The sequence below is a fragment of the Ramlibacter sp. genome (assembly GCF_035655895.1).
Classification (GTDB): Bacteria; Pseudomonadota; Gammaproteobacteria; order Burkholderiales; family Burkholderiaceae_C; genus Ramlibacter.
On record NZ_DASRTN010000013.1, the window covers coordinates 329,101 to 345,259 of the forward strand.

The window sequence follows — 16,159 nt, forward strand, 5'->3', positions numbered from 1 at the left end:
GCCGGGTGCGCGCACCCGGCACTGCCACTCCAGTCCCCGTGATCCCCACCACCGTCCAAGCGCGGCCGGGGCGTTGGCCCCTCCCGCCGCTGTTGCAGGCCTCCGCGGCGGTCCACCTGGGCGCCGCGGGCGCGTTCCTCGCCTCGCCGGGGCTCTGGCCGCATGCCGCCGGGGCCGTGGCCCTGAACCATCTGCTGCTCGCGGCCACCGGCCTGTGGCCCCGCTCGACCGCCCTGGGCGACAACCTGCTGCGCCTGCCGCCCGAGGCCGTGCAGCGGGGCGAAGTGGGGCTGACCATCGACGACGGTCCCGACCCGCAGGTCACGCCCCGCGTGCTCGACCTGCTGGACGCGGCCGGGGCGCGCGCCACCTTCTTCTGCATCGGCGCCCGGGCCCGGCGCCACCCGGACCTGGTGCGCGAGATCGTGCGCCGCGGCCACAGCGTGCAGAACCACAGCCTGGTGCACCGCCACCATTTCTCGCTGCTCGGCCCGGGGCCGATGCGGCGCGAGATCGTGCGGGCGCAGGAGGCGCTCGCGCAGGCCGCCGGCCAGGCGCCCACGCTGTTTCGCGCACCCGCCGGTTTGCGCAACCCCTTCCTGGCGCCCGTGCTGCACGGGCTGGGCCTGCGGCTGGTCAGCTGGACGCGCCGGGGCTTCGATACCCGCGAGCGCGATCCCGTGCGCGTGCTGCAACGCCTCACGCGCGGGCTGGCCGCGGGCGACATCCTGCTGCTGCACGACGGCAACGCGGCCTGCACGGCGCAGGGCGAGCCCGTGACGCTTGCGGTGCTGCCGACGCTGCTGGCCGACATCCAGCGGCGGGGCCTGCGCTGCGTGACGCTGCCACAGGCGCTGCGCGCGTCCTGAGCACGGATGGACCAGCCCGCCACCGTGCCCGACCTGCGCGCCGACGCCACGGCATGGCGCCGTCTGCTCGAGCGCGCCAGCGCGCCGTACCGGGCCAGCGGCCGCTTCGCCTGGCACTTCGCCCGCGGCAAGCTGCGCGGCGACCCGGTATTTCGCCACCTGCTGGCGGCCGGGCTGATCGCGCCGCAGGCGCGCGTGCTCGACCTGGGCTGCGGCCAGGGATTGCTGGCCAGCCTGCTGCGTGCCTGCTCGCAGATGCGTGCGGCCGGCGAATGGCCCGCCAGCTGGCCGCCCGCGCCGACCGGCGCCCGGGTGGCCGGCATCGACCTGCTGGCGCGCGACATCCAGCGCGCGCGGACGGCGCTCGGCAGCGGCGAGAAGGACGGCAGCGGCGACGCATCGTTCGTCTGCGCCGACCTGCGCCGCACGCCCTTTCCCGCTGCCGACACCGTGGTGCTGCTCGACGTGCTGCACTACATGGACCATGTCGAGCAGGAGGCTGTGCTGCGTCGCGTGTGCGATGCGCTGCCCGCTTCCGGCCGGCTGTTGTTGCGGGTCGGCGACGCGCGCCGCGGGGGCCGGTTCCGCGCCAGCCAGTGGGTCGACACCCTGGTGGCGTGGCTGCGTGGGCACGGCCTCTCGCCAGCCCACGGCCGTGCCCTCGACGAATGGATCGCGCAGCTGCGCTCGCTCGGCCTGGCCGTGCAGGCCCGTCCCCTGAGCGAGGGCACGCCCTTCGCCAACGTGCTGCTGGTGGCGCAGCGCGCCTGAACGATCGGATCCCACACGATGAAGTCCCTTCCCATCACCCATGCGACGCTGATCACCGCGCTCGGCGCCGGTCTCGCGGCGCATGCGGCCGCGCTGCAGGCCGGCGCCTGCGGCCTGCGTCCCTGCGACTTCGAGGACGTGGTCCTCCCCGGCTGGATCGGCCCCGTCGCGGGGCTGGAGCAGGTCGCCCTGCCTGCCGCCCTGGCGGGCCATGCCTGCCGCAACCACCAGCTCGCCTGGCTCGGGCTGCAGCAGGATGGATTCGCGCAGGCGGTGCATGCCGCGCGCGAGCGCTGGGGCGCGCACCGCGTCGCGGTGCTGCTTGGCACCAGCACCTCCGGCATCCTCGAGACCGAGCATGCGTACCGGCGCCGCGGGCCGGATGGCGCGCTGCCTGGCGACTTCCATTACGCCAGCACCCACAGCACCGCCGCCGTGGCCCATTTCGTCCGGCTGGCACTGGGGCTGGAAGGCCCGGCCTGGGTGGTGTCGACCGCCTGCTCCTCCAGCGCCAAGGTGTTCGGCGACGCGGCCCGCCTGATCGAGGCCGGTCTGGTCGACGCGGCCGTGGTGGGCGGGGTCGACAGCCTGTGCCTGACGACGCTGTACGGCTTCCATTCGCTCGAACTGTTCTCGCCCGAGATCTGCCGTCCCTGGGACGCGGGCCGCTGCGGGATCTCGATCGGCGAGGCGGCCGCCTTCGCGCTGCTGCAGCGCGAGGACGGTGCCGACGCCCCGGTGGGCCGCCTGCTGGGCGTGGGCGAGAGCAGCGATGGCCACCACATGAGCTCGCCGCATCCTGAGGGCGCCGGCGCCGCGCTGGCGATGCAGCGCGCCCTGGCCGACGCCGGCCTGCAACCCCCGCAGATCGACTACGTCAACCTGCACGGCACGGCCACGCCCAACAACGACGCGGCGGAAGACCGGGCTGTCGAGCAGGTGCTGGGCCGCGACGTGCCCTGCAGCTCCACCAAGGGCGCCACCGGCCACACCCTGGGCGCGGCCGGTGGGGTCGAGGCGGTCCTCGGCCTGATCGCGATCCGCGAGGGGCTGATGCCGGGCGGCCTCAACCTGCGCGAGCGCGACCCCGGGCTGCGCATCCATTACCTCGGCGCCAACCGCCGCGGCACCGTGCGCCACGTGCTGAGCAACTCGTTCGGCTTCGGCGGCTCCAACGCCAGCCTGGTCCTGGGAGCCGCCTGATGGCCGCGATCGACCTTCACGTGCTGGGCATCGGCCTGGTCGGCCCGGGTCTCGCGTCCTGGCCGCAGGCCCAGGCCGCGCTGCGCGGCGAGTCGCCGTACCTGCCGGCTCCTTGCGCGCTGCCCGCGCTGCTGCGCCTGCCGCCGGCCGAGCGGCGCCGCGCGGGCGCGTCGGTGAAAGTGGCGATGGCGGCCGCCGAGGAGGCCTGCGCCGAGGCTGACGTCGACCCGCAGAAGCTGGCCACCATCTTCACCGCATCCGGTGGCGATGGCGCGAACTGCCATGCCCTGTGCGACGCCCTGGGCGCGCCGGCCTCGGCCGACCGGCTGGTCTCGCCGACCCGCTTCACCAACTCGGTCCACAACGCCCCTGCCGGGTACTGGCACATCGCAGTCGGCAGCCGCGAGGCCTCCACCAGCCTGTGCGCGCACGACGAAGGTTTCGCGGCCGGGCTGGTCGCCGCGCTGGCGCAGCTGCAAGGCACCGACGCGCCGCTGCTGCTGGTCGCGAGCGACACGCCGTACCCGCAGCCACTGCAGGCGGCGCGGCCGCTGCCCGACATGATGGGGGTGGCGCTGCTGCTGCAGCGTGGCGCGCAGCCCGACCGGCGTGCGCGTGCCACGCTGCGGCTGGACCTGTTGCCCGGCGCCGCGCGCCGCGAGGAGACGCCGTGCCGGGACGTCGGGCTGGAGGCCCTGCGGCGAAGCATCCCCTGCGCCCGCGCGCTGCCCCTGCTGGAGGCGATCGCGCGCCGCCGGGCGGCGCGTCTGGTGCTCGCGCTGCAGCCCCCGCTCGGCCTGCAGGTCGATGTCGTGGTTCCGGACGGAGGCGGCCGGTGAGCGCGGCGATCGACCGGCACGGCATCGCGCGCCTGGTGCCGCACGCCGGGAGCATGTGCCTGCTGGCATCGGTGCTCTCCTGGGACGCGGCCGGCATCCGCTGCACCGCGACCAGCCACACCGACCCGGCACATCCTCTGCGCACCCGCAGCGGCCTGCTTGCCAGCGCCGGCATCGAGTACGCCGCGCAGGCTGCGGCGGTGCACGGCGGACTGCGTGCGGCGGCGCAGGGCAGTGCGGCCGTCGCCGGCCGCCTGGCCAGTGCCCGCGCAGTGGCGCTGCACCGCCTGCGGCTGGACGACCTGCCCGGCGAACTGGTGGTCGAGGCGCAGGAGATCGCGGCCGATGCGCGCCAGCTGCTCTATGCCTTCCGCGTCGCGCACGCGGACCAGGCGCTCGTCACCGGCCGGCTCGCGGTCGTGCTTGGCATGGAGGCCCCATGAAGCGCGCTCTGGTCACCGGTGGCAGTGGCGACATCGGCCGGGCGATCGCGCAGCGGCTGGCGCGCGATGGGCTGCACGTCGTGGTGCACGCCAATGCCCGCCTGGCCGCGGCCGAGGACGTGGTGGCGGCGATCCGCGCGGCCGGCGGCTCGGCCGAGGCGGTGGCGTTCGACGTGACCGACCCTGCGGCGAGCGCCGCCGCCCTCGACGCGCTGCTGGCGAACGGCCCGATCCAGGTCCTGGTGAACAACGCGGGCGTGCACGACGACGCCGTGTTCCCCGGCATGCGCCCCGAGCAGTGGCAGCGGGTGATCGACGTCTCGCTGAACGGCTTCTTCCACGTCACGCAGCCGCTCTCGCTGCCGATGGCGCGCACCCGCTGGGGCCGCATCATCAGCATCAGCTCGGTGGCGGCGGTGATGGGCAACCGCGGACAGGTGAACTACGCGGCCGCCAAGGCGGCGCTGCACGGGGCCAGCAAGGCGCTGTCGCTGGAGCTGGCCAGCCGTGGCATCACGGTGAACGTGGTGGCGCCAGGGATCGTGCAGTCGGCGATGGCGGGCAAGTTGCTGGACGCCAAGGTGCTGGCCGAGCTGGTGCCGGCCCGGCGGGCGGGCACACCCGAGGAAGTCGCCGCGCTGGTTGCCTTCCTTGCCGGGCCCGAGGCCGGGTACATCTCGGGCCAGGTGATCTCGATCAACGGCGGGATGGCCTGAGCCGGCCGCTCAGGGCAGGAGCTGGAAGGGCGGGCGCCGGCGCACCCGGCACCAGAACAGCAGCGGCAGTCGCACCAGCGCCTGCAGCACCAGCCGCGTGTGCATCCAGGTCAGCAGGATGTTGTCGCGCAGGTAGTTGAAGTGCGACACGCCGCCCTCGTCGGCCCGCAGGTAGCGCACCGGCGCATCCAGGTTGATCGGCGCGATGCCGCGCCAGGCCAGCCGTACCGCGACCTCCGGATCGAAGTCGAAGCGGCGCATCCAGCGCCCCCGCCGCATGACCTCGACCAGCGGGGCGATCGGGTAGACGCGGAAGCCGAACAGCGAATCGCCGATGCCGGCGCGCAGCGTCTCCACGTGGGTGAAGAAGTTCGCGATGCGCCGGCCGCGCACCCGGATCAGCGGGGCCGACGCGTCGAACACCGGCCGGCCCAGGACCATTGCGTCGGCGTGAGCGAGCGACGCCCGCATGAAGGCAGGGATCAGGTCGGCCGGATGCTGGCCATCGGAGTCCATCGTGAGCACGTGCGTGAAGCCGGCCTGCCGGGCCGCTTCCAGCGCCACCAGCACCGCGCTGCCCTTGCCCTGGTTGCGCTCGAGCACCAGGACCTGCAGCTGCGGGTCGTGCGCGGCCATCTCGCGCAGGCCCTGGGCCGTGCCGTCGGTGCTGCCGTCCACCACCACCCACACCGGCGCCCAGTGGGCGCGCGCCTCGCGCACGGTCTCGTAGACCTTGGCACCGGCGTTGTAGGTCGGAATCACGACCAGGTGGGTGCGCGAGACAGGAGGTGCGCCGGGGGCCGTGGGCGCGGCAGGGGAGGAAGCGGCGACCGGCGGGCGGGCCGGCGGCCGGGCAGGGTGGCTCAACGGATGGACTGCTGGTTCGGGGATCGGGGCGGCCGATGGAGCCCGACGGCGGGCGCCCGGGCGCCAGCGATTCTACGGGAGGGGGTGCGCTACTCCGGTGAGTCCACCAGCGTGGAGGAGCGACCCAGCACCCAGACGTAGGCCACGCCCACCGACAGGGCGCTGCGCTGGCGCACCAGGGGGCTGTCCTCGAAGCGGGCGCCAGCCAGCGAATCGAACCGGGCGAAGCCGCCGAACCAGCCGTTGCGGTGCCGGCGGGAGGTGGACAGGGTCACCTGGGACCCTGCGTACCCGCCGGGCGCGGCGTAGGCAGGGCGCGTGGCCGTCGCCTGCGAAGGTGCGACCGAGTAGTAGTAGCTGTTGAACCGGCGTTCCTGGAACAGGGGCCCTGCCGAGGCGCCGAAGTTCCACCCCGCCAGCGCGCCGCCAGCGCGCATGTCGAGGTTGAGCTGGGGCGACAGCACCCACCCCAGCGAGCGCGGCGACGACTCCACCGTGAAGGCCATCCGAAGCGGGATCCGCAACCCGACCTGCATGTCCCGTTGCGGCGAGCGCCAGAGGTCGACGCCCAGGTTGGCGCCCGCCTCGACGGTGGGTCGCAGGTCCTCCATTCCCTGGCGCGCTTGGTTGCGCCGGCTGCTCACCGGCAGGCTGCCGTTGATGCTGAAGGTGAGGTCGACCCGGTCGCTGTCGAACAGCATGGCGCGCAGGCCGTTGCGATCGGCGCGCAGCAGCTTGCCGCGGTACACGAGATAGGGCACCGGCAGCAGGTAGGTGGTGCGCTGGTCGGAGCCGCGGTAGTCGGGCAGGTTCAGCACGCTGGGGCCGGTGCCGATCTCCCACAGCGGCAACTCGGCGGCCGACGCGTGGACCGCCGGCAGCGCCAGGGCGAGCAGGGCGGACAGAAGCGGCAAGCGCGGCAGGCGCGGCAGGCGCGCGAGGGAGGAAGGTCGGAAAGGCAGGCGCATGGGGCGCTGATTGTGGCCAAGTCTGCTCAGCGGCGTGGGCCGCCCGCGCCGGGCGGCTGGCATGGCGGCTCCGTCCTACAGCGGCACCGGGTCCCGGACGACACGGCCGCAAGCTCGGCAGTTCTTACATTGACTCGGCAATGAAATATCCGCTCACATCTTGCGAAGGCCGAGGACGTGCGGTCCCGCTTCAAGGCCGCGTTGGTGGCTGGCGGGGAGCCGCCTGATGGACCTCGCGCCGCTGCTGCGGCGCGCCCTCGAGCGGCCCGGCCGTTCGAGGCAGGTGCTGCGCATCGTGCGCCAGCAGGCCGGGACGAGGCTGGCGCCGGTGCTGCCGCGCGACGAACCGGAGCGCCTGGCCCAGCTGCACGAGCTCCAGGTCCTGGACACCGAGGCCGACGAGGATCTCGACGGCATCGTGCAGATCGCTGCCCAGCTGTGTGGCACGTCGATGGCCGCCTTGAGCTTCGTCGACGCGGAGCGCCAGTGGTACAAGGCGCGGGTCGGCATCCCCGTGGCGCAGGTCCCGCGCGAGCACGGGTTCTGCGGCCAGGCCATCGTCGGCCAGACGCGGATGCTGGAGATCCCGGACACCTCGCGCGTGGACGGGTTCGACCGCCAGCTGCACGGCCCGGGCGCCCTGCCGGTGCGGTTCTATGCCGGTGTGCCGTTGCGCACCCGCGAGGGCAGCGCGATCGGCACCCTGTGCGTGATGGACACCGTGCCCAGGCAGTTGGCCGAATGGCAGTGCGCCGCGCTGGAGAAGCTGGCGCGCACCATCTGCTCGCACCTGAGCCTGCGGCGCGAGTTGCGCATCGCCACCCAGACCGATCGCCTCACGGGGCTGCCCAACTGGCTGCATTTCGAGAGCCAGTTCGAGACCCTGCGGCCGCGGCGCGGGGTGGTGTGCTTCGCCCGGCTGAAGGCGGTGAGCCAGATCAACTCGGCGCACGGCTTCCGGGTGGCCGACGCGATGATCCAGCAGACCGCGGCGCGGCTGCGCAAGCTGGCCGAAGGCGACGTGCTGATGGGGCGGATCAAGCGCGGCCTGTTCATCCTGTTCTTTCCGCAGCTGGAGGTCGAGAGCTTCGCCCGCGACAAGGCCCGCGTGCTGGCGGCCGCCCTGCAGGAGCCCTACGCGGTCGGCCCGCTCACGCTGGTCTGCCCGGTCAACCTCGGCTTCGCGGCCTATCCGCGCGACGGCCGCACCCTGGACGAGGTGGTCAATGCCGCCGACGCGGCGCTCCAGCTCGCGATCGAACGGGACGAACCCGCCGCGTTCTTCGACAGGGCGGTCGACGCCGCGGCCAGCGCGCACTACCGCCTGGAGCCGCAGCTGCGCGACGCGCTCGAGCGCAACGAGTTCGTCAACTACTACCAGCCGAAGGTGGACATCGCCACCGGCCGAATCGTCGGCGTCGAGGCGCTGATCCGCTGGGTGCACCCCGAGCGGGGGCTGGTCCATCCGTCGGAGTTCGTGCCGGCGCTGGAAGCCACCGGGCTCATCCGCGAGGTGGGTCGCCACATCCTGCTGCGCGCGGTGGCCGACTGGCAGCGCTGGCGTTCGGCCGGGCTGCCCGCGCCACGCGTGGCCGTCAATGTCGCGGCCGCACAGCTGCGCCACGGCGAGTTGATCGCCCACCTGCGCGAAGCCCTGTGCGCCATCGGCAACCATGCGGGCGCGCTCGGCATCGAGGTCACCGAGTCGGTGCTCATCGGCGACATGGAACGGGCCGTGGAGCTGCTGAGGCAGGTGCGCGCCCTCGGCGTCCCGGTGGCCATCGACGACTTCGGGACGGGGTATTCGTCCCTCTCGTACATCGTGACGCTCCCCATCGACGAGGTGAAGATCGACCGCTCCTTCGTGCGTCGGATCGCGACCGACCCCGCCTACCGCGGACTGGTCGCCGCCTGCGTCGGGCTCGCGCGCAATCTCAACCTCAAGGTGATCGCCGAAGGGGTGGAGACGCGCGAGCAGGCCGACGAACTGCTCGCCCTTCGCTGCGAGCAGGCCCAGGGCTTCCTCTACAGCGCTCCCGTGCCCGCCGACGAGCTGGCCGTCCTGCTGCGCCGGGGGGCGCCCCTGGGGTGAGCCCGTTGCAGGGCGCCGTCCGCTTCAGGCCTGTGCCGGCTGGATGGTGGCGGCATGCTGCGCGCACCGCCGTGCGCAGTAGTCGACCAGCGCATCGATCTCGGTCGACTTGTCGAACACCGCATCCACCCCGAGCTGCGCGCAGCGCTTGCGCACGCTCGCGTTCACGTAGTTGCTGAACACCACCACCCGCTGGCCCGGACGCTGCCGGGCGATCCGCTGGACCAGGCCCATGCCGTTGCCCTTCTTCAGGAACAGGTCGACGATGATCAGGTCCCAGAGGTGCTCGGGTGACGCCAGCCAGGCCAGCGCCTCTTCCTCGGTGCCGCAGCTGCCCACCACGCGCACGCAGGTCAGTTCCTCCAGCGCGCTCGCGAGGTTCTCGCGGATGGTGGCGTTGTCTTCGACGACGAAGGCGCAGAGAGTGGCGGACACGGCCGGAGTGGAGCGGAGGAGGGATCGGAGCGTAAGGAAGGGTATCAGGCGTTACCCACTCTATGCGGCCGCGATCCAGCTCAGTTGCGAAGTGCGCGCAAACGGCGGTAGGACAGCGCCTACCGGCGCCCCCATGGGAGCGACTTACCATCGCGTACGGGCCTGCGCCCGCAGAACGATTTCCCAGACGGACAGTGATGCAGACCAGTGAAACGGTGAAGGGCGGCAGCCTTCTCGCCATGCTCGAGCGTGCGGCCTCCATCGGCGTGTGGCGGCTCGCGCTCGCCGACGGCACCCTCGAGTGGTCCCCGCAGCTGGACGAGATCCACGGCGCCCAGCCGGGCTACGTGCCGACTGGCGAGCCGCTGCGCCATTACGCGCCGGAGGATCAGCTCAAGCTGCAGAGGCTGCTCGATGCCTGCGCGCGCGAGGGCACGCCGTTCGATGAGGAGGCCCAGGTCGTCCGGCTGGACGGCCGGCGCGCGTGGGTGCGCACGCTCGGCGAGCCCGTGCGCGACGAGGCCGGCACGGTGGTGGCCCTGCAGGGCGCGGTGCAGGAGATCGCACCGCGCGGGCGGCCTGGCACCCTGCTGCGCATGGGGGCGGCGCTGGGCAGTGGCGAGGCCTTCGCGACCGTCGACCGCAACGGGCAGTACACCTATGTCAACGAACAGGCCGAGCAGCTGCTGGGCGCCGACAGCCGCCATCTGCTCGGGCGCCGGCTGTGGAATTCGTTCCAGAAGACGGTCCGCCTGCGGCTGGACGAGCAGTTCCGCGCCGCCTTCGAATCGGGGCAGCCGCTGGAATTCGAGGAGCTGGACGCGCGCCTGTCGCACTGGTTCGAGGTGCGCGGATTTCCGTTCGGCAGCGGCATGGCGATCCACCTGCGCGATGTCACGGCACGACGCAAGGCGCAGGAACAGCTGCGGCTGCTCGAGGGCAGCATCTCGCGGCTGAACGACATCGTCATCATCACCGAGGCCGGGCCGTTCAGCGAACCGGGGCCGCGGATCGTCTTCGTCAACGAGGCCTTCGAACGCCGCACCGGCTACAGCCGCGACGAGGTGCTCGGGCGCACGCCGCGGCTGCTGCAGGGCCCCAACACCCAGCGGCGCGCGCTCGACAAGATCCGCGCGGCCCTCGAGGAGTGGCGGCCGGCCCGGGTGGACCTGATCAACTACAAGAAGAACGGCGAGCCGTACTGGGTCGATCTGGACGTGTCGCCGGTCTGGGACAAGCAGCGCAAGCTGACGCACTGGGTGGCGGTCGGGCGTGACGTGACCGAACGCAAGATCGCCGAGGAGAAGATCCAGCACCTCGCCTTCTATGACGCACTGACCAAGCTGCCCAACCGCCAGCTGCTGATGGACCGGCTGCACGCCGCGCTGGCCGATCCGTCGCGGCCGCGCGAAGGCGCCCTGATGTTCATCGACCTGGACAACTTCAAGGTGCTCAACGACACGCTGGGCCATCAGAAGGGCGACATGCTGCTGCAGCTGGTGGCCGAGCGGCTGCGCTCCTGCGTCGCCAAGGGCGACACCGTCGCGCGGCTGGGCGGCGACGAGTTCGTGATCCTGCTGGAGAACCGCGGCGACAAGCCGCTGGAGCCGTCCAAGGGCGCACGGGCCGTGGCCGAGCGCATCCTGGCCGCGCTGGGCGAGCCTTACGTGCTGCCCGGCTACCTGCACCACAGCACCTGCAGCATCGGCGTGACGCTGTTCGGCAAGGGCGACCGCACGGTCAGCGAACTGCTCAAGCAGGCCGACCTGGCGATGTACCAGGCCAAGCGCGCCGGCCGCAACACGGTCTGCTTCTTCGATCCCGAGATGCAAGCCGTGGTCAGCGCCAACGCGGCCCTGTCCTCGGACCTGCGGCAAGCCTGGCGCGAGAACCAGTTCCGCATCGACTACCAGCCGCAGGTCAGCGCCGCCGGCCGTTTGATCGGGCTCGAGGCGCTGCTGCGCTGGCAGCACCCGCAACGCGGGCTGGTGCCGCCCGACCAGTTCATCCCCGCGGCCGAGGAGACCTCGCTGATCGTGCCGATCGGCCGCTGGGTCCTGGACGCGGCCTGCGCCCAGCTGGCCGCCTGGGAGCACCGGCCGGACCGCCGCCACCTGAGCATCGCGGTGAACGTCAGCGTGCGGCAGTTCCGGCATCCGGAGTTCGTCGACGAGGTCATGGCCGCGGTCCAGCAGTTCGGGGTCAAGCCCAACAAGCTCAAGCTGGAGTTGACCGAGAGCCTGCTGGCCGACGGCATCGACGTGACCATCGCGAAGATGGGCAGCCTCAAGGAAATGGGGGTGGCGCTGTCGCTCGACGATTTCGGGATCGGCTACTCGTCGCTGTCCTACCTCAAGCGGCTGCCGCTCGACCAGCTGAAGATCGACCGCGAATTCGTCAAGGACGTGCTGACCGATGCCAACGACGCCGCGATCGCCAAGACGGTGATCAACCTGGCGCACAGCCTGGACCTGGACGTGATCGCCGAGGGCGTGGAAACGCAGGAGCAGCGCGACTTCCTGGTCAGCCAGGGCTGCCTCGCGTTCCAGGGCTACCTGTTCTGCAGGCCGCTGCCCCTGGACGAGCTGGAGGCGTATCTCGACCGCCAGGCGGCACAGGTCGAGGCGGCGGCGTAGCGGACGGCAGGCGGGCAGGCCGCAGCGCCCAGCGGCCGGTCCCGCTCGCCGGGCCGGTTCAGAGCGGCGCGATCTGCAGCGGCGTGGTGGCCACCATGCGCGGGATGCGCATCACGATCTGCTCCTGGGTGCGGAACAGCTCGATGCTTTCGGCCAGGGCCAGCGCCTGCACATCGGTCCAGTCCAGCGCACGGTAGCCCGTCTGGGCGGCGATCGCGTCGATGGCCATGGCGTCCTCGTCGGTGCGCACCGTGCAGCGCACGGTCAGCACGGCAAAGCCCGGCGAGATCTCGGCGGTGACCACCAGGTCGCTCGGCACGGCCGCGGCATCCGCCAGCGACAGCAGCGACGCGGCGACCAGATGGCGCAGCGCGACGCGCGACACCTCGAACTCGGACTCGGGCACCTCGTTGGCGAGGGTGCAGCCGCGGAAGTTGAAACTGCTGCGCAGCAGGGCCACGCAATCGTCGACGCCGTCGCGCAGGCGGACCGTTTCGTCCTCGGACGGGGAGATCCAGTTGGCGACCTTCAGCGAGGTCATCACCGCCTCGCGCGCCAGCCGGTTCATCTTGTTGATGCTGGCCTCGAAGTCGGCCGGATTCGGCGTGCCGCGCTCGAGCTTGGCGCTGAGGACCTCGGCCAGCATGGCGACGGCCTGCAGGTTGACCACCATGTCGTGCTTCAGCGCAGGCGCAAGGCGGCGCAGCACGCCGTAGCGCGCTGCCTCGGCATTGGTGCGCGGACGGCGGCCGGAGGCCTGCGCCGCGGTGGTGCCCTGGGTGTGGGTGGCGACGCTCATCGGGTGGGGCTCCCCGCGATCGTTGCCAGGGTCGGGGCTACTTTTGTCATCGGAAGAGGATTGTTTGCAGCAGGGCCGTTCGCCACCGTCAGGCGATCACAGCGCGCCCTGTAGGAGACGGCCTGCGTCGGGTTGCTGCACCGCGCGGGAGATGGGAATCGCTTCGGCCGTCAGGCCGGCTGCGCCGCCGGGCACACCCGGTCCCAGGCGGCCTCAATCGCCTGGCGGGCTTCCGACCAGTCCAGCCGGGAGGTGCCGCGCACCCGCTCCCAGTCCTCCTGCAGCACGCCCTCGAGCTCGTGGAACCGGCCGCTGCGACGCATCGGCGCCGTGTAGCCCACCCGGAACGCCGGACCGTAATCGCGGTAGTCCAGACCAGCGCGGTAGTACGGCTCGTCGCGGAAGGCGCGGTGCCAGTGCGCGTCCTCGAGCGTCGGATTGATCAGGGTCGGGGCGGTGGCGGGCATGCGGGCGTCTCCTGGCAGCCCAGGGATCATCCGACGCCGCCGGGCCAGCGGGCGTTCAAAGCGGCCCATGCCGCTGTAGGACAACGTGCATGAGCTTGGCGGTGCCGCTTGGCTATGCTTGCAGCCTGAGCACCGCGCGCCCGGGCGGTGCACCGGAGACACCCATGAGCAAGGCGTTCACCCGAGAGGGCGCCACCGACACGGACGATGACGAGGAAGCCGCCGCGCCCCTGCTGCCCGGCGGCCGCAACTACATCACGCCGGCCGGGTATGCCCGCCTGCGCGCGGAACTGCTGTACCTGATGGACGACGAGCGACCCAAGGTGGTCGACGTGGTGCACTGGGCGGCCAGCAACGGCGACCGGTCCGAGAACGGCGACTATCTGTATGGCAAGAAGCGCCTTCGCGAGATCGACCGGCGCATCCGCTTCCTGACCAAGCGGCTGGAGATCGCCGAGGTGACCGATCCGTCCGTGCACCATGGCCGCACCCAGGTGTTCTTCGGCGCGACGGTCACCTACGCCGATGCCGCCGGCCAGGAGCGCACCGTCACCATCCTCGGGATCGACGAGGCCGACAGCGCGCGCGGCCAGGTGAGCTGGATCTCGCCCATCGCCCGCGCGCTGCTGAAGGCCCAGGAGGGCGACGTGGTGAAGCTGGCGACCCCCGCCGGCGTCCAGGAGATCGAAGTGCTGGAGGTGCGCTACCCCGCACCTGGCGAGGCATCAGCCGCCTGAGTGGCCGGCGCGCAGGCGCTGCGCGCGCAGCACCGAGGGCGTGCGCTTGAGCGTGCGCATCACCGTGTCGAGGTGGGCGCGGTCGCGCACCGCGATCAGGAACCGCAGGTCGGTCGCGTCCTGCGCCCGCTCGTCGTCCATGTCGACGTGCGTGATGTCGGCCTCGACGCTTGCCAGGGCCGAGGCCACCCGCGCCAGCACGCCCTTGGTGTTGACCACGGTGACCAGCACGTTGGTCTCGAACGGGCGGACCGGCTCGTCGGCCCACTCGACCCCGATGAAGCGCTCGCTGTCCTTGTGCTGGAGCCGGCGCGCCACCGCGCAGTCCTCCAGGTGCACCACCAGGCCTTCGCCGCGCCCCAGGTAGCCCAGGATCGGGTCGCCGGGCACCGGGCGGCAGCAGGCCGCGAACTGCACCGAGGCGTTCTCGCTGCCGTCCAGCACCACGCCGCCCTGCGAGACGTTCTCGTGCGCGGTGTAGCGCTCGCGCGTGATCAGCAATGCATCGGGCCTCTCGCCGCGCTCGGCCATGAGCGTCATCAACCGCTTGGCGACGATGCCGGCGATGCGCTTGCCCAGGCCGAGGTCGGTCAGGAGTTCGGGCCGGCTCTTGTTGCCGGTGAAGCGCAGCAGCTTCTCCCAGATCGCGTGGTGTTCCTCGTCGTCGGCCGGCAGGCGCTCCAGCCCCTCGGCCCGCAGCGCCTGGGCCAGGAGCTTCTCGCCGAGCTCCTGCGATTCCGCTTGCGCCAGCGTCTTGAGGTGGTGCCGGATCTTGGAGCGGGCCCGGCCGGTGCGCACGAACCCGAGCCAGGCCGGGTTCGGCGTCGACACGGCGGCCGTCACCACCTCGACCACGTCGCCGTTCTTCAGCTCGGTGCGCAGCGGCACCTGCATGCCGTTGATCTTGGCCGCCACGGTGCGGTCGCCGATGTTGCTGTGGATCGCGTACGCGAAATCGACCACCGTGGCGCCGCGCGGCAGCGCCATGATCTGGCTCTTGGGCGTGAACACGTACACGGCGTCCGGGAACAGGTCGATCTTGACGTGGTCCCAGAATTCGGCGGCGTCGCGCGTCTCATGCTGGATGTCCAGCAGCGACTGCAGCCACTTGGTGCCCAGCCGCTCGGCGGTGTCGGTGTCGGCGGGGCTGGCCTTGTACAGCCAGTGCGCCGCCACGCCGGACTCGGCCACCACGTGCATGGCTTCGGTGCGCATCTGGAATTCGACGTTGACGCCCGAGGGGCCCACCAGGGTGGTGTGCAGGCTCTGGTAGCCGTTGACCTTGGGGATCGCGATGTGGTCCTTGAAGCGGCCCGGCACCGGCTTGTACATCTGGTGCAGGATGCCCAGTGCCGTGTAGCAGTCGGTCACCGTGGGCACCACGACGCGGAAGCCGTAGATGTCCGTCACCTGCGCGAACGACAGGTGCTTCTCGTCCATCTTCTTGTAGATGGAGTACAGCGTCTTCTCGCGGCCGGCGATACGCACCTGCATGCCCATCGTCTCGAAGGCAGCCTCGACTTCGCGCTGCACCTTCTGGATCAGGTCTCGGCGGCGGCTGCGGGCCTTGGAAACGGCCTTGGAGAGCACCTGGTAGCGCCACGGGCGCAGGTGCCGGAACGCCAGTTCCTGCAGTTCGCGATAGGTCTGATTCAGACCCAGGCGGTGCGCGATCGGCGCGTAGATCTCGAGCGTCTCGCGGGAGGTGCGACCCCACTTCTCGCGGGCCACGTCGTCCAGCGTGCGCATGTTGTGCGTGCGGTCTGCCAGCTTGATCAGGATGACGCGGACATCGCGCGCCATGGCCAGCAGCATCTTGCGGAACGACTCGGCCTGGCTTTCCTCGCGGGTGTTGAACTGCAGCTTGTCGAGCTTGGTCAGTCCGTCGACCAGTTCGGCCACCGGGGCGCCAAAGCGCTCGATCAGGTCGGGCTTGGTGACGCCGCAATCCTCGATCGCGTCGTGCAGCAGCGCTGCCATCAGCGCCTGCGCGTCCAGCTTCCATTCGGCGCACTGGGCCGCCACGGCGATCGGGTGGGTGATGTAGGGCTCGCCGCTGGCGCGCATCTGGCCCAGGTGGGCCTCGTCGGCGAAGCGGTAGGCCTGCCGCACCTGCTCCACGTCGGCAGGATCGAGGTAGTCGAGGCGGGCGGTGAGCGCGGCGAAGCTGGCAGCCGCCGCGTTGGCCGCCGCCGGGCTGGGCAGCGACGCCGGCTTGTGGCGCTGTCCCTGACCCGCCGCGGAGGGGAGCACGGCACTCATGCCTTTAATGTAGCCGCAGGGCGAACGCGGCGCGAGCACCAACGAAAAAGCACCG

The 16,159-nt window shown here is 71.8% G+C and carries 15 protein-coding genes; 9 read left to right on the forward strand and 6 right to left on the reverse strand.

The features are described 5' to 3' along the window. The first annotated feature begins 5 nt into the window (after positions 1–5). Genes VFE82_RS15955 through fabG form a run of 6 tightly spaced genes read left to right on the forward strand, consistent with a single transcriptional unit; the run spans position 6 to position 4,841 of the window. Positions 6–869, forward strand: coding sequence for a polysaccharide deacetylase family protein (locus tag VFE82_RS15955; protein ID WP_414708771.1), 864 nt, complete (start codon positions 6–8; stop codon positions 867–869). Positions 870–875: 6 nt separating this feature from the next. Beyond that, complete coding sequence (locus VFE82_RS15960; RefSeq protein WP_325001303.1) at positions 876–1,640, forward strand: class I SAM-dependent methyltransferase; 765 nt, start codon at positions 876–878, stop codon at positions 1,638–1,640. A gap of 18 nt (positions 1,641–1,658) precedes the next feature. Next, on the forward strand, positions 1,659–2,843 hold the full coding sequence (locus tag VFE82_RS15965; protein WP_325001304.1) for a beta-ketoacyl-[acyl-carrier-protein] synthase family protein: 1,185 nt from the start codon (positions 1,659–1,661) through the stop codon (positions 2,841–2,843). Continuing rightward, the gene (locus VFE82_RS15970; RefSeq protein WP_325001305.1) at positions 2,843–3,682 is read left to right on the forward strand and encodes a beta-ketoacyl synthase chain length factor; all 840 of its coding nucleotides are present in this window, start codon (positions 2,843–2,845) and stop codon (positions 3,680–3,682) included. The genes VFE82_RS15965 and VFE82_RS15970 overlap by 1 nt, the downstream gene beginning before the upstream one ends. Further along, positions 3,679–4,125, forward strand: a complete 447-nt coding sequence (locus VFE82_RS15975; protein WP_325001306.1) for a hydroxymyristoyl-ACP dehydratase — start codon at positions 3,679–3,681, stop codon at positions 4,123–4,125. The genes VFE82_RS15970 and VFE82_RS15975 overlap by 4 nt, the downstream gene beginning before the upstream one ends. Further along, positions 4,122–4,841, forward strand: a complete 720-nt coding sequence (gene fabG, locus VFE82_RS15980) for a 3-oxoacyl-ACP reductase FabG (protein ID WP_325001307.1) — start codon at positions 4,122–4,124, stop codon at positions 4,839–4,841. The genes VFE82_RS15975 and fabG overlap by 4 nt, the downstream gene beginning before the upstream one ends. A 9-nt stretch (positions 4,842–4,850) precedes the next feature. On the opposite strand, the gene VFE82_RS15985 is transcribed toward fabG, so the two are convergent. Further along, the gene (locus VFE82_RS15985; protein WP_325001504.1) at positions 4,851–5,609 is read right to left on the reverse strand and encodes a glycosyltransferase family 2 protein; all 759 of its coding nucleotides are present in this window, start codon (positions 5,607–5,609) and stop codon (positions 4,851–4,853) included. 188 nt (positions 5,610–5,797) lie between these two features. After that, the gene (locus VFE82_RS15990) at positions 5,798–6,676 is read right to left on the reverse strand and encodes a MipA/OmpV family protein (RefSeq protein ID WP_325001308.1); all 879 of its coding nucleotides are present in this window, start codon (positions 6,674–6,676) and stop codon (positions 5,798–5,800) included. A 226-nt stretch (positions 6,677–6,902) separates the two neighbouring features. On the opposite strand from VFE82_RS15990, the gene VFE82_RS15995 reads away from it, so the two are divergent. Continuing rightward, positions 6,903–8,768, forward strand: coding sequence for a sensor domain-containing phosphodiesterase (locus VFE82_RS15995; protein WP_325001309.1), 1,866 nt, complete (start codon positions 6,903–6,905; stop codon positions 8,766–8,768). A 24-nt stretch (positions 8,769–8,792) separates the two neighbouring features. Here the strand turns inward: VFE82_RS15995 and VFE82_RS16000 are convergent, their stop codons facing one another. After that, the gene (locus tag VFE82_RS16000) at positions 8,793–9,203 is read right to left on the reverse strand and encodes a response regulator transcription factor (protein ID WP_325001310.1); all 411 of its coding nucleotides are present in this window, start codon (positions 9,201–9,203) and stop codon (positions 8,793–8,795) included. A gap of 197 nt (positions 9,204–9,400) precedes the next feature. On the opposite strand from VFE82_RS16000, the gene VFE82_RS16005 reads away from it, so the two are divergent. Then, positions 9,401–11,839, forward strand: coding sequence for a sensor domain-containing protein (locus VFE82_RS16005; protein WP_325001311.1), 2,439 nt, complete (start codon positions 9,401–9,403; stop codon positions 11,837–11,839). A gap of 58 nt (positions 11,840–11,897) precedes the next feature. On the opposite strand, the gene VFE82_RS16010 is transcribed toward VFE82_RS16005, so the two are convergent. Both VFE82_RS16010 and VFE82_RS16015 read right to left on the reverse strand, forming a co-directional pair. Then, positions 11,898–12,638: a hypothetical protein gene (locus tag VFE82_RS16010; RefSeq protein WP_325001312.1), complete on the reverse strand. Its 741-nt coding sequence runs from the start codon at positions 12,636–12,638 to the stop codon at positions 11,898–11,900. 170 nt (positions 12,639–12,808) lie between these two features. Beyond that, the gene (locus VFE82_RS16015) at positions 12,809–13,105 is read right to left on the reverse strand and encodes a hypothetical protein (RefSeq protein WP_325001313.1); all 297 of its coding nucleotides are present in this window, start codon (positions 13,103–13,105) and stop codon (positions 12,809–12,811) included. Positions 13,106–13,269: 164 nt separating this feature from the next. Here VFE82_RS16015 and greB point away from each other — a divergent pair, with 164 nt between their 5' ends. Further along, entirely contained in the window at positions 13,270–13,842 is a 573-nt protein-coding gene (gene greB, locus VFE82_RS16020) for a transcription elongation factor GreB (RefSeq protein WP_325001314.1), read from the forward strand. Here greB and VFE82_RS16025 read toward each other — a convergent pair. Continuing rightward, the gene (locus VFE82_RS16025; RefSeq protein ID WP_325001315.1) at positions 13,831–16,104 is read right to left on the reverse strand and encodes a bifunctional (p)ppGpp synthetase/guanosine-3',5'-bis(diphosphate) 3'-pyrophosphohydrolase; all 2,274 of its coding nucleotides are present in this window, start codon (positions 16,102–16,104) and stop codon (positions 13,831–13,833) included. The genes greB and VFE82_RS16025 overlap by 12 nt on opposite strands. Between the last annotated feature and the right edge of the window lie 55 nt (positions 16,105–16,159).